Raw genomic sequence first — 14,648 nt, forward strand, 5'->3', positions numbered from 1 at the left:
CATTAAATAATCCTTATACCATCTGGATTTGCGATAAAGGAATAATTGCTTGAACTTTACTTAAATAATATTATTAACAATAATCATTTTCATCTTTTATTTCTTCTCGGCTTAGTGTTTTATGACTGTTTATGGCTAAATCCACCACCCCAACTTTTGTCTATCGACTCAGTATTTTTTATCTTTTTGCTTTCACATTCATACTGGGTGAACCGTACCGGGTTTGTCGGAGACTTTTTTATTTAAGTTAGGCCACCTGACCTAACGGATTAATCTTATCATAGTAGATTGCTTCAAACTCAAAATCGGTGAATTACTTAGCTGATGATCCTGTAATTCAATAATTTCTGCATCCAGCTGTTCCAGCTCTTCATGATGATGGGTCACATAAATCATCGGCACCTGTATTTCATCACGGATGCGAGTAAAAAATGGCAGGATCTGCTGTTTCAGTTTGGTATCTAGGCCAGTCAATGGCTCATCCAAGAGCAGTAATTTAGGACTGGACAACAGCGCCCGCCCGATCGAAATACGCTGTGCTTCCCCACCCGATAATTGCTGAACCCGACGCTGCAATAGATGATCAATTTCCAGTAATTCGGCAATCTCTTTTAATTGGAATTTCTCCTGTTCCAATTTGCCCCATTTTTTGGCATAAAGCAGGTTCTGTTCAACATTCATATGTGGAAACAGCATCGCCTGCTGAAATATCAAAGCGATTTTACGCTGATGGACTGGAATATGAATTTTCTGATTTGTATCAGTCAGGATCTGTTTATTTAAATGAATATAGCCAGATCGTGGTTGATAGAGTCCAAGGAGTAATTTAAGAAAAGTAGTTTTGCCTACTCCCGAAGGTCCAACAATTCCCAGGACAGAATTCTGCATCTGGACTGCTGCATCTAAACTAAAGGCATCCTTTTGATAATGAAACTCACATTGCAGCATTAGCGCTCCTGAATTTTCTGCTGATATTTTTGCATAATCCAGTAATTCGCCAATAATGCTGCAAAAGCCAGACCTAAAGATAAAAGCATTAGTCGTAAAGCCATCTGTTCGCCATCAGGTTGCTGTAATAGGGAATAGATCGCAATCGGAATAGTGCGGGTTTCGTCAGGAATATTGCCAACAAAGGTGATGGTGGCACCAAACTCGCCAAGACTGCGGCTAAAACAGAGAATACCGCCAATCAGAATACCAGGCAACGCCAGCGGTAAGCTGATACTGCAAAAAACTTTATAGGGCTGAACACTCAAAGAATTTGCTACCTGTTCCAGCTGCGGATTAATCATCTGAAATGACACCCGGATCGGTTGCACCATTAAGGGGAAAGCCACAATCATGGCAGCCAGCACTGCACCTTTCCAGTTAAAAGCCAGCTGAATGCCCCACTGCTGCAACCATTGTCCAATCCAACCATTGCCACCAAAGACGATCAATAATAAATAGCCCAATACCACAGGTGGTAAAACCATCGGCAGGTGTAAGAGGGCTTCCACCACATATTTCAGGCGAAACTCATAACGTGCCAGAATCCATGCCAATAAAATGGCAAACGGTAAACTGATCGCTGTGGCAAAACCTGCAACTTTTGCTGACAGATACAATGCACTGAGTTCCTCTGGTGTCAGCATACTGGAACCATCCTAGAGTTTAAAACCATAGTGCTGATAAATCTTTTTCGCCTCGGTATGCTGACTCATAAAATGCATGAAATTGACTGCATCGGCATTTTTACTGCCCTGCTCAGTCAAGGCAATTGGATAGACAATCGGGCTATGCGTATGAGCTGGAAAGACCCCAGCAATTTTCACTTTTTTACTCTGTAACGCATCGGTCTTATACACCATCCCAGCCTGACATTCACCACGTTCCACAAAAGCCAAGGCCGAACGAACACTATCTGTTTCGACAATGCGGCCTTGCAGACCCTTTAACCATTTCAGATTGGTTAGACTCTGTTTGGCATATTTACCGACAGGCACAGATTCCATTTGTCCGGTACATACATACCCCTGAAAGGACTGGGCAAAATTAAATTGAGAACTGGCCTGAAAGCTTTGCTGACGCTGTAGAGGAATGATTAATACCAGTTCATTGGTTAATAAGGGCTTTACTTGAGATCTAGCTATTTTTTGTTTTTTTACCAGATAGTTCATCCAGTCCTGATCGGCAGAGAAAAAAATATCAGCCGGTGCGCCAGTTTCAATTTGTCGGGCGAGCGATGAAGATGCTGCAAAGACCAGCACTACTTTGATTGAGGGATACTGTTTTTCATAACGTCTGGCAATCTCCGTCACCGCATTGCTCAGACTGGCGGCCGCATAAACTCGGACGGTACTTCCGGCCTGGACTGAACAGGACAGTAAAACTGCACTGAATAAGATCAATCCCTTTTTCATCGGTGACATATTCCTTAAATAAACAGACCTTGCAGGATCTGACCAGCCTGGATGCTTTGCGCTGCCGGAATACGGACAATACAATTGGCCTGCATCAGGTTACTCAGCATATGTGACTGTTGCTTCGGCAAGCTGGAAAGCTTTAGCATTCCCGAGTCAAAACTTAATGCCATACGCAAAAAACGTTCCCGGCTATCAACTTTCAAGTCATGACTTATTACTGCACTAAACCATTGCGGTAATTGCTTTTGACCTTGTACCGTACTGATTAAGGTTGATACATAGATCTGCATGGCTATATAGACTGCAGCCGGATTACCCGGCAGGCCGAGTAAATAACATGGATTTTGATCGGGTCGCTCAGATTTGGCGAAGAACATTGGCTTGCCAGGTTTCTGTTTGACTTTCCAGAATAACTGTTCAAAACCAATTTTCAGTGCTACCGGGCGGACAAAATCATAATCTCCTACCGATACACCACCAGTGGTCAAAATCAGATCATACTGGGTTCTCAACCTTTGAAATAGCGCGCTGACCGCCTGTTCGGTATCGGCAACATGCATGATCTCAACCTGCTGGTTTCTGGACTGGAACCAGGCTTGAATTAAAGGAGCATTGGCATCAAAAATTTTGCCGGAATTCAGGTCTTCCACAGTGTCAGCCACTTCATCCCCAGTAATCACCACTGCAATTTTAGGATAGCGATAAACTGAAACCTCCTGGATCCCTGCCATACTTAAGGCTGCAATTGTCCCAATACTGAGTTGCTGCCCCTGAACAGCCAGACATTGGTCCATACGAATTTCTTCACCCGCTTGACGAATATCAGCATCCAGTCGCAAGGCTTCAGTCAAGATAATGGTCGAGTCCCTGAGCTGTACAATTTCCTGTCGTGCCACCGTCGTGGTCTGCAACGGAATTTTCGCACCAGTAAAGATGCGTACTGCCTGACCTGGTTCAAGTATCAGATCAGCTCCCTGTCCAGCACGAATTTCCCCGATCAGCTCAAAACTACTTTCTGCTGGCATGTCGGTATCCATACAGATGGCATAACCGTCTACAGCACTTTGCGAAAATATAGGCAGCTGAGTTTTTGAGTAAATATCTTCGGCTACAAAACGGTTCAGTGCCTGACTTAAGGGCAGTGTTTCAACGCCTAGATGATCAGTATGATCTAGAATCATCTGCAGAGCCTGATCGACAGAAATTAGGCCGAGTTCACTGCCACAGGCGGAATGTGCTGTCGTTACAGCAGAGTTCATTGATAACCTCCTGCATGGGGAATATTTTTCTGTACATCAAACAGATGTACGAGTGCAGGTAAAATCGCCACTAAGGATTCTTTAGCCCCTTGGCGGCTACCTGGTAAGGTAAGGATCAGACTGTTTTCAATATAACCTGCGACCCCGCGGCTCAGTGCTGCGTAAGGTGTACGACGTTGACCAAAACTGCGTGCAGCTTCCATCAGTCCCGGAATTTCACGGGTTAGTAAGGGTTGAATAGTTTCCACTGTCAGATCTTTAGGGCCAAGTCCCGTACCACCCACTGTCAGAATTAATGAATATTCATTTTTTTGCTGTTCAATTAAAGCTTTTAGCTGTTCAGGGCTGTCCGAAATCACCTGATAGTGGATATAGCCAAAATTAGCTTCTTCCAGAATTTCCATCACATTCTGCCCAGCTGTGTCGGCTTTCTTGCCAGATGCCACGGTATCAGAAAGTACAATGACAGAGGCTGCTAAAGGTTCTTTCAGAACACGGGTGAAATGTGATTTTCCTCCCTTTTTTTGCCCCAGTTTAACCTGATCCAGACATAATTCTTCCGGCTCACAATGTGGTTTCAGCATATCGTAAAGGGTCAAACCTGTCAGACTGACTGCTGTCAGTGCTTCCATTTCCACACCCGTTGGACCAATCGTTTCCACTACCGCAGTAATCACTACATGGGCTTCTTCAAGCTCATATTCCACATCGGCCCGATAAATTGGCAGTGGATGACATAGAGGAATGAGTTCATCAGTACGTTTTGCGCCTAAAATCCCTGCGATCCGGGCGGTTTTTAGCGCATCACCTTTGTCGGTATTACCATTACGCAGTAATTCAATGCAGTGTGGCGGCGCATGCAGAATTCCGGTGGCAATAGCAGTGCGGTAACTCTCTGGTTTCATTCCGATATCTTTCATGGCTTATCCTTCTTGAATCTTTTCATTTTTTACTCAAACTTGAATTTATAGCGGCCATTGATAAACAGGAACATCTGGCTGGATCAGGTTCAAAGGCAATTTTTCAGATTTATGTGCATCAGTACAGTTATGCGTATGCACATGCTTTCTATGAGTGTGATGATCTGAACCCTGGTCACGACGAATGCAGCAACCTTCGACATATTGGCTACTGCCATCCATATAGAATTCTTCTTTCCAGACCGGTACTTCATGCTTGACTCGTTCCACGACTTTTTCGCAGGCTTGAAAAGCTTCCCGACGATGTGATGCATAGGCCATGGCAATAATGGCGATATCACCAATATCCAGTGAACCGATACGATGTACAACTCGGACATAGGACACGTCATATTCAGCCTGAATTTCCTGCTCGATCTGGCGAATCATCTTTTCAGCAACAGGTGCATAAGCGGTATATTTCAGTGCCTTAACCGCTTTACCTTCATGATGATTTCGTACTGTTCCGACAAAAATACCGATTCCCCCACATTCAGGAAAATATTGAATCCCATCAAATACGTCCTGTTGCAGCGGTGTGTCCTGAATACGGGTAAATTGTTTTAGTTGCATTTCAACCTCCTGCGACCGGTGACAGCAACACTAGAGTACTGTCCTGGGTTAACCGGGTCTGGCGAGAAATAATGTCTTCACCGATGGCACAGGCACAACGCTCTAACAACCTGAAAGCCTCTGGAAAGGAATGAATGACTTCATTGAGTACATCGGCAACCAGACTGTCTATCTGACATTGCACAGTTAAATCTTGAGGCAACTGACGTTCGATCGCACCGAAAGATTCGATTTTGATCATAATCGATGATTGAAGTTTTGTAGTCATATTAGCCTCCTATCATATGCATACTGATTTTTCGGAAATTTGAATGGGTTTTATGGGATGGATTGAACAGTTTTTGCTGAGCCTGAATGGCATGAAAGCCAGCAGCTTTATTCCAGATATAGGGTTGCAGCTGTTGTTGCAGCATGTATTCAGCTGATGCTAGGTGCTGTCTTAACTGTTGAATACTGTTTTTGAGTTTTAGACCTTGAGTTGAGAATAAGCAGTTAAATAATTCACCTTGAGCATTCAGTCGTAAACGGTCACAGTTACCACAGAATGAATTGGTAATCGTTGAAATAATGCCGATCGACATACCTTCAATGTAATAGCTTCGTGCTGGATTAGCCCCCTGATCTTGTCTGATCTTTACTTCAAATGCTTGTGCCAGGTGATCCAGAATGTCCTGCTCGCTAACCACATGATCACGTGACCAGTTCTGGTCGCCATCGAGTGGCATATACTCGATAAAACGCAATTCAACTTGTTCGCGTTTAGCCCAGTGTGCCAAAGACAGAATCTGGTCATCATTGATGCCTTTGATCAGCACCGTATTAATTTTGATTTGAAAGCCAGCCTGTTGGGCTGCTTGGATGCCTTCTAATACGGGTTGCAGTTTTTTTCCAGTTAATTGTTCAAATTGCTCTGCATCCAGACTATCCAGACTGATATTCAGGTCATCTAGTCCGGCCTGCTTTAATTCTGTTGCATATTGTTTGAGATAATGACCATTCGTAGTCATTGAAATACGTTTCAGGCCGCTTTTTTTTAGTTGTTGTAATTCGGCAATAAAATGCACCACACCTTGGCGCATTAAAGGTTCGCCACCAGTAATCCGGATCTGTTCAATACCACGGCGAACCATGAATTCACAAAAATGGTAGAGTTCTTCAAAGCTGAGTAAATTGTGTTTTTTCATCCATTCCGGATGTTCTGGCATGCAATAAACACATTTAAAATTACAGCGATCCGTCACAGAGATACGGAGCTTACGCTTATTACGTCCAAACTGATCCCGAAATACTGAGGCCTCAGCCTGCTGTAAAGAGTTGCTGTGATTCATTGCTTATTCCATCAGGGTCGATCATCAACTTTGTTTCTAGCCAAATTTTTGCTGACCGATGCCCTATTAAATTACTATTGCTCTAGTGTTGAAATGCAATAAGTGTTCCAACTTTGCGCAGAAATTGCGGCTTTTTAATATTTGAGTGCGATTTATTGGAGTTTAAGAAAAATAAGAGTTTTAAAAAGGTGTATTGCCCTGCTTTTAAGCACTACTCAATCAGCACTTAGAGAAAATGCAGTTGCTGATGCTGCTGCAACTCATCAAAGGAGTTAATGCTGTGAAAAAACAGTGCATGATTTTTAAATCGCGCCTTTTGCATGTGCATTTTCGCAAAACAATGTCTTAAGCTGCGCTGATTTTGTTCGAGATGCTGAACCAGTGTCGGCAAACTGCTTCGTTTAAGTAAGCAGAATGGATACAACGCTATATCATTTATTTCTACTACAGCCACTTCACAAAAAGGATCTCGCTGCATAGCCCGATATAATCCAGAAATAACCTTTTTTGGAATGTAAGTCACATCACACGGTACAAATAACACATAGTCAGACTGCACATGAGACCAGGCACTTTTCATGCCCATCAAAGGTCCTTGAAAGCCTGGTTCATCATCCTGAAAATAACGGATTGATGGAATAAGGCGTTCATAAATAGAGTGATCACGGTGGCTGTTGATCCAGACCTGACCAACGCATGATCTGAGCTGCTGGTGAATCTTGATCAGTTGAATTTCATCATCAAACTTTTGCAGCAACTTGTTAATGCCATTCATCCGACGCGCCTGGCCACCGGCTAGGATGACTAAATCGGTGGGTGGATAATTCATATTCTTATGGATTCTTTTCATTATTCGGACTCCGTTTGGCAAGCTTTAATCAGGCCACGAATTTCAGGTAAGCAGGAACCGCAGTTGCCGCCGGCTTTTAGACATGCGGTCACCTGTTTTTCATTGGTGATATTTTTTTCTTTAATCGTCTGGATGATGCGGTTTTTACCGACTTTAAAACAGCTGCACACTAGCTCACCTTCACTCTTGCTCATTGAGATCGCCTGACCAGCCAACAACGCTTTACGGTGCATGGCACTGAGTCGTTCACGCTGAAATAGCCCCGATAACCACTCGCGATCTAGCAACAGCTCTTTTGGTGCGATATACAGGCTGGCAATCAGCTTGCCGTCCTGCAACACTACGCTATGACTGATATGTGCAGTCTGGTCATCCAGATTCAGCCATTCAAAATCTTCTTCAGTAAATGGCAACAGGCTTTTCAGCTGCTCGGTCGTGGTGCTAAATTTCTGACGATCCGCAATTTCATAACGCGTTGCTCGGACCGCTTTGACCTTGGTCCACCAGATGCTCTTGTCAACAAATGACTGCACATAACTTTCAAAACCTTCACGCACATATAGCACGCCCTGCCACTGGGTATGGAATGGCTGGATCAACACTGGCGTATGCTTAAACTCAGGCTCGCCAGAAATGGCATCGACCACTGGATTCACCAGCTTGCCGATACGTGCATCGGATGCCACCTGATCATTCCAATGGATTGGTGCAAAGACCTGACCACGACGGATATTGTCACTAACCTGAGCACGTAAAATACATTGTCCCCATTCAGAACGAACTTCGACCAGCTCACCATCCTGAATCCCGTATTTCAGTGCATCATTCGGATGAATTTCACAATACGGTTCGGCACGATGTGTACTGAGATTGGCAGATAATCCAGTGCGGCTCATAGTATGCCATTGGTCACGAATCCGGCCGGTATTCAGAATTAAAGGATATTCACTGGAAACCTGATTGACCGGATCAATCGCAGTTGTAGCAATAAACTTGGCTTTACCATCAGCATGACTGAACTGGCCTTGGGCAAATAATCGGGCTACAGATTTAACAGGTTGCTGTTTATCCCAAACTGGCCATTGTACTGGTTCCAGTTTGTCATATTCTTGTGTGGTTAAATTACTCAAGCCTTGAAGATTAAAATAACGAAAATATGGGGTTTCTAGACGTTGGGAAATTTCTACATTCTGATAAGCAGAGAGCTCGGCATGCTCTTTAAAAATTTCATGGCTATTGTGAAAATCAAACCCTCTGAAGCCCATTTGCTTCGCCACCTGTGCAATCGCCCACCAGTCGGCTTTGGCTTCACCCGGCGCATCTAAAAAGGCGTGTTGCCTTGAAATACGGCGTTCCGAATTGGTGACGGTTCCATCTTTTTCGCCCCAGCCTAAAGCTGGAAGTAATACATCAGCATATTGAGTAGTATCCGTATCCTGACAGATATCAGAGACCACTACGAATTCACATTTATCTAGAGCACGCTTCACTTGATCCGCATCGGGCAAGCTGACGACCGGATTAGTGGCCATGATCCAGATGGCTTTGATCTTGTCGCTTTCAACCGCCTGGAATAGATCAACTGCCTTGAAACCCGCTTGCTTGGCAATATATGGACTTTGCCAGAAGTTTTGCACTAGCTGTTGATGCTCCAGATTTTCTAAATCCAGATGTGCGGCCAGCATATTGGCCAGACCACCGACTTCACGTCCACCCATCGCATTTGGCTGGCCAGTCATAGAGAATGGGGCTGCACCGAGCTTACCAATTTTACCCGTGAGCAAATGGCAGTTAATAATACTGTTGGCTTTATCTACGCCACGGGAGGATTGGTTTACACCCATGGAGAACAACGTCATGACTTTGTCAATCTGGGCAAATTTTTCAAAGAATTGACTCAGCTTAGCAGTTGAAATACCGGTGCGTGCCGCAACATCTTTAATCGAAGCTTCCGCAGTACTGCTGGCAAAGGCCTGTTCCAGCCCTTGGGTATGTGCAGCAACAAATTCCTGATCTACATCACCATGCTGATATAAGTACTGTAATAGGCCATTAAATAGTGCAACGTCTTGCCCCGGCAGAATAGGCAAATGCAGATCTGCTGCTTCACAGGTACTGGTAAAACGCGGATCAATCACGACCACGAACAGGTCACGCTGTTCCCTGGCTTTCATGATACGCTGGTAGAGCACCGGATGACACCATACAGTATTGGAACCCACTAGTACCACCATGTCAGTATATTCAAAATCTTCATAACTGGCTGGAACCAGATCTTCACCAAAGGCACGCTTATGTGCAGCTACAGCGGAAGACATACATAGACGTGAATTGGTATCAATATTTGCCGTGCCGAGATAGCCTTTGACGAACTTATTGACCACATAATAGTCTTCAGTCAGCAGCTGACCCGAGACATAAAAGGCAATGCTGTCACGGCCATACTGCTCAATGTATTGCTGGAATTTATGGGCAATCGTTGAAGTTGCAGTATTCCAATCAGTAACTTCACGCTGGTCTTTACGGCCTAACATTGGATGCAATAAACGGGTTTCCAAGCCTAAAGTATCGGCCAGATTACTGCCTTTGATGCACAATTTTCCGTAATTCGAAGGATGTTTGACATCACCTTCAACAGTCACTTTCGGACCTGATGTGGTCGGCGTTACATGTGCAGTCACACCACAACCCACGCCGCAATATGGGCATGTGGTCTGTGTGGTTTTAGTTTTTAATTCTGTGGAGCTTTCAATTTCCACAACGGGAATACTGTTCATGCATGCTCCTTAGGAGTTGAAACACAATTTAATTTTTTTCAAAAAATGTTCATTACAACGATGTCTTTTCAATGCAACTCATTTATTTGGATCAACCTTCGGTTCAACCTACTTTTCTTTTGGGAAAGTAGGCAAAACCTGAGCCACACTGTGGCGTAAGATCCGCAAAACTCGCCCTCATCCGGCATGTATCAAAAAGGTCGCAGAAACATTCATTCCCATATTTTGTACTGGCTCAAACAGTTGCGGATGACGTTTCCGCGGATCTTGGTTTCACCATGACAAATTGATTTTTTAACCTGCTTTCTTTAATGCAAAATCCCGACCAAATAGCAGTTTATTTCGAATCGAAGTGATTGGTGTCTGATCTGCAATTAGCTCAGCATACCAAGCACCATCCTCAGTATCACCAAACAGCACGGCACCAATTACTCTATCTTTTTGAATAATAATGCGTTTATAGATCTGACGTTTCTCATCATTTAGCACGATATCTTCAAAATCCTCTTTTGGCTCGAAATCACCTGCCGAAAATACATCACAGCCACTTACTTTCAGCTGAGTCGGAACAGTTGGCGCTTTGAACGTCAGACTGCCATGCTCGGCCAAATGTGATGCACAAATAAACGCCTGGCCCCAAAGTGGTTCAACCAGACCAAAAGTTTGACCTCGATGTTCAATACATTCACCCACCGCATAAATACTTGGGTCAAAAGTCTGCATGGTGTCATTCACTAATACACCACGGTTACAACGTAAGCCTGCGCTTTGTGCTAAAGTCATGTTTGGACGGATCCCCACGGCAAACACCACCAGATCAGCATCCAGCACAGTCCCGTTTTTGAGTTTGACTTGAGTCACATGACCCTCTTCACCAATCAAGCCTTCGGTATTCGCTGCAGTCAGAATCGTGATACCTTTCTGCTCAATCGCTGTTTTCAGCATCTGGCTGGCTTTACTGTCCAGCTGGCGATCCATAATGCGATCCATCAGATGCAATACTGTGACATTCATGCCTTGCTGTTTTAGTCCATACGCTGCTTCCAGACCTAAAAGTCCTCCGCCAATGACTACGGCATTTTTCCAGGTCTTGCAGTAATCCAGCATGCTGTTGACATCATAAATATCACGGAAGCTCAGTACACCTTTTAAATCACTCCCTGGAATCGGTGGAACAAATGGTTTGGAACCAGTCGCCAGAATCAGGCGATCATAACTGATCACTTCGCCCTTTTCGGTATATACGTGTTTACGAGGACGGTCGATGCGAACTGCCAGATCACCGGCAAACAGACGGATGCCTTTGTCAGCATACCAGGCATGTGGATGCAGCATGATGTCATCAATAGTTTTCTCACCCGAAAGTACTGGTGATAGCATAATACGGTTGTAGTTACCCCACGGTTCTTCACCAATCACAGTAATTTCATAACGGTCAGGTGCCATATCCAGCAGGTCTTCCAAACAACGCATACCAGCCAGGCCATTACCCACCAAAACCAGCTTCATCTTTTCCTGAGAAATGCCATTATTGGTGATATAGGTTTTTTGAGGGGTCGGACTGATCCAGACTTTGCCATTTTCAATCTTGCTCGGAAATACCAGCAGCTTTTGGTCTTTATCTTCCAGACAGCGTCCGGTTGCCAGACTGAAATGCTGCTTGTAAATCGGTGAAGCGACGACGCGTTCCCCTTGCAGATCACCCAGAATCCCGCGTGACATTACAAATGCTTTACTAAATGGATCCTGGTTACTTAAGGCATAAACACGCTTTTCATGTCCTACACGGAACAAAGCAATTTGCTGATTTTCAATTAATGCACCTACACCGGTATTCGGGGTAATATCATCCAGTGCACACACTTCCACCCAATTCAGTTCATTCATATCTTTTAAAATGGTCATCTTCATTCTTCCTTATGCTTTGAATCAGGCTTCAACTACTGGAATACGTGTGATATCACGTTCAGCTTCAGTTTTCGGACGGATCTGGCCGCGTACTTCAGTAAATTGAACATGAGGATCATTTTGCAGTTCAGCTTTGGCATTAATAAAGGTTTTAAAGCGTTTACGAACTTGAGGATCTTCAATCGCAGTACGCCATTCGTCCTGATAAGTACCCACCACACGCTGCATACGGTGTTCCAGTTCAGCGGCCAGACCAAGCGAGTCATTCACGATGACATCTTTCAGATAATCCAGGCCACCTTCGAGGTTGTCACGCCATACCGATGTACGTTGCAGACGATCTGCAGTCTGGATATAGAACATGAAGAAACGGTCGATATAGCGGATCAGGGTTTGAGTATCTAGGTCAGATGCCAGTAGTTCCGCGTGGCGGGGTTTCATACCGCCGTTACCGCAAACATACAGGTTCCAGCCTTTTTCAGTGGCAATCACGCCCACGTCTTTGCTTTGTGCTTCGGCACATTCACGGGTACAGCCAGACACAGCCATTTTCAGTTTGTGTGGAGAACGCAGGCCTTTATAACGGTTTTCCAGGAAGATCGCCAAGCCAACCGAGTCATCTACGCCATAACGGCACCAGGTGCTACCGACACAAGATTTCACGGTACGTAAGGATTTACCGTAAGCATGACCTGATTCAAAACCGGCATTGATCAATTTTTCCCAGATTTCAGGCAATTGATGCACTTGTGCACCAAACATATCGACACGTTGACCGCCTGTCAGTTTGGTATATAGGCCATATTCTTTAGCAATCTGACCAATCGCAATCAGGCCATCAGGCGTAACTTCACCACCCGCCATACGTGGCACTACTGAGTAAGAACCATCTTTCTGGATATTGCCCAGGTAGTAGTCATTACTGTCCTGCAAGCCAGCATGGCTTGGTTTTAAGACGAAATCATTCCAGCAAGATGCGAGAATATTCGCTACTGTTGGTTTACAGATGTCACAGCCCAGCCCATGCCCATGTTGATGAATCAGGTCATCAAACGTTTTGATTTCATTAACCCGAACTAGGTGATACAGCTCTTGACGTGAGTAAGCAAAATGTTCACACAAATGGTTATTTACCGTTACGCCTTGGCGTTGCAACTCGGACTTCAATACTTGAGTGACGAGTGGCGCACAGCCACCACAGGCGGTTGCTGCTTTGGTGCATTTTTTCAGAGCGCCGAGTGAAGTTGAACCATCAGCAATCGCAGAGCAGATATCTGCTTTAGACACGTTATTACATGAACAGATGGTTGCACTGTCTGGAAGTAGATCTACACCGCTACCACCTGCTTTAGCAGTCGCCTGATCGAAGCCTGGCATAATCAGGCTTTCAGGATTCTCAGGTACAGCCAGCCCATTCAGCATCATTTGCAGCAGGTCGTTATATTCTTTGGCACAACCGACCAGCACTGCACCAAGCAGTTTAGTTTTTTCTGCGTTTACGACAATTTTCTTGTAAATCTGTGTTGCTTCATCGGCGTAGAAGTAGCTTAGTGAACCTGGTGTCATGGCATGTGCATCGCCCACCGAAGCAACATCTACACCCATCAGTTTCAGCTTGGTGCTCATGTCTGCGCCAGCAAATGCGGCACATTCTTCTTGTAGTACATGCTTTGCAGCGATACGTGCCATGTCATAGCCTGGAGCCACCAGACCAAAAATCTTGTTATTCCAGAGTGCACATTCACCAATCGCGTAAATATCTGGATGAGAAGTCTGACAATAATCATTGATCATGATTCCGCCACGTTCACCAATGGCCAGCCCGCTTTGACGTGCCAATTCATCACGTGGACGAATCCCTGCAGAGAACAGGATAATATCGGTTTCCAGTTCCGCACCATCACCAAACTTCATCACATGTTTGGCATTGGCACCGTCTTCAATAGATGAGGTTGCTTTTTGGGTATGAACTTTAACACCCAGATTTTCAATTTTTGAGCGTAAAACTTTTCCGCCAAGATCATCAATCTGGACTGCCATCAGACGTGGCGCAAATTCAACCACATGTGTTTCCAGATTTAGATCACGCAGGGCTTTAGCTGCTTCCAGACCCAACAGACCACCACCGATTACCACACCAGTTTTTGCATTTAAACTCGCTGCACGAATGGCATCCAGGTCTTCAATCGTACGGTAAACAAAACAATTTTCACGGTCATTCCCCGGGATTGGCGGAACAAAAGCATAGGAACCTGTTGCCAGAATCAGCTTGTCATAAGTTAACTCTTCACCATGCTGGGTAGTCACAGTACGAGTGTGCTGATTTATTGAAACTGCTTTAGTGCCCAAGCGCAGGTCGATCCCATATGCATCCGCAAAGTCGCTACGGCAAAGGGTCAAGTCTTTTGCTGATTTTCCACTGAAATATTCAGTTAAATGAACACGGTCATATGCCAAACGTGGTTCTTCAGCCAGAATAGTGATTTCAACCTCATCGCCCGCCTGTTCAAGTACAGATTCGATAAATTTGTGGCCCACCATGCCATGACCAATCATGATAATTTTCATATGTTTACTTCCTACTAATTT

12 protein-coding genes are annotated in these 14,648 nt (G+C 44.6%); all 12 read right to left on the minus strand.

Features of this window, described 5'->3' with window-relative positions:
• Positions 1 to 261 precede the first annotated feature (261 nt).
• The 12 genes from F972_RS06660 to nirB all read right to left on the minus strand — a co-directional run bounded on the left by F972_RS06660 (position 262) and on the right by nirB (position 14,627).
• Entirely contained in the window at positions 262 to 948 is a 687-nt protein-coding gene (locus F972_RS06660) for an ATP-binding cassette domain-containing protein (protein ID WP_004681995.1), read from the minus strand.
• A complete protein-coding gene (modB, locus tag F972_RS06665; protein WP_004681997.1) occupies positions 948 to 1,634 on the minus strand; it encodes a molybdate ABC transporter permease subunit in 687 nt (228 codons plus the stop codon). Before modB ends, F972_RS06660 begins: the two co-directional genes overlap by 1 nt.
• Before the next feature lie 12 nt (positions 1,635 to 1,646).
• Positions 1,647 to 2,402 carry a molybdate ABC transporter substrate-binding protein gene (modA, locus tag F972_RS06670; RefSeq protein ID WP_004681998.1) on the minus strand — a complete coding sequence of 252 codons (756 nt, stop codon included), beginning with the start codon at positions 2,400 to 2,402 and terminating at the stop codon, positions 1,647 to 1,649.
• Positions 2,403 to 2,416: 14 nt separating this feature from the next.
• Positions 2,417 to 3,664 (minus strand): molybdopterin molybdotransferase MoeA, encoded by a 1,248-nt coding sequence (locus tag F972_RS06675; protein ID WP_004681999.1) that lies wholly within the window; start codon positions 3,662 to 3,664, stop codon positions 2,417 to 2,419.
• Positions 3,661 to 4,584 carry a bifunctional molybdenum cofactor biosynthesis protein MoaC/MoaB gene (gene moaCB, locus F972_RS06680; RefSeq protein WP_004682001.1) on the minus strand — a complete coding sequence of 308 codons (924 nt, stop codon included), beginning with the start codon at positions 4,582 to 4,584 and terminating at the stop codon, positions 3,661 to 3,663. Before moaCB ends, F972_RS06675 begins: the two co-directional genes overlap by 4 nt.
• Before the next feature lie 45 nt (positions 4,585 to 4,629).
• Positions 4,630 to 5,196, minus strand: a complete 567-nt coding sequence (locus tag F972_RS06685) for a molybdenum cofactor biosynthesis protein MoaE (protein ID WP_004682003.1) — start codon at positions 5,194 to 5,196, stop codon at positions 4,630 to 4,632.
• Position 5,197: 1 nt separating this feature from the next.
• Positions 5,198 to 5,464: a MoaD/ThiS family protein gene (locus F972_RS06690; protein WP_004682006.1), complete on the minus strand. Its 267-nt coding sequence runs from the start codon at positions 5,462 to 5,464 to the stop codon at positions 5,198 to 5,200.
• 1 nt (position 5,465) lies between these two features.
• Complete coding sequence (gene moaA, locus F972_RS06695) at positions 5,466 to 6,524, minus strand: GTP 3',8-cyclase MoaA (RefSeq protein WP_004682007.1); 1,059 nt, start codon at positions 6,522 to 6,524, stop codon at positions 5,466 to 5,468.
• 226 nt (positions 6,525 to 6,750) lie between these two features.
• Entirely contained in the window at positions 6,751 to 7,374 is a 624-nt protein-coding gene (mobA, locus tag F972_RS06700) for a molybdenum cofactor guanylyltransferase (protein ID WP_004682009.1), read from the minus strand.
• Positions 7,374 to 10,151, minus strand: a complete 2,778-nt coding sequence (locus F972_RS06705) for a nitrate reductase (protein ID WP_004682010.1) — start codon at positions 10,149 to 10,151, stop codon at positions 7,374 to 7,376. The genes mobA and F972_RS06705 overlap by 1 nt, the downstream gene beginning before the upstream one ends.
• Positions 10,152 to 10,445: 294 nt before the next feature.
• Positions 10,446 to 12,056, minus strand: coding sequence for a nitrite reductase small subunit NirD (gene nirD, locus F972_RS06710; RefSeq protein ID WP_004682012.1), 1,611 nt, complete (start codon positions 12,054 to 12,056; stop codon positions 10,446 to 10,448).
• A gap of 24 nt (positions 12,057 to 12,080) precedes the next feature.
• The gene (gene nirB / locus F972_RS06715) at positions 12,081 to 14,627 is read right to left on the minus strand and encodes a nitrite reductase large subunit NirB (protein WP_004758042.1); all 2,547 of its coding nucleotides are present in this window, start codon (positions 14,625 to 14,627) and stop codon (positions 12,081 to 12,083) included.
• Between the last annotated feature and the right edge of the window lie 21 nt (positions 14,628 to 14,648).

It is taken from the genome of Acinetobacter sp. CIP 102529 (assembly GCF_000368325.1).
GTDB classification, from domain to species: domain Bacteria; phylum Pseudomonadota; class Gammaproteobacteria; order Pseudomonadales; family Moraxellaceae; genus Acinetobacter; species Acinetobacter parvus.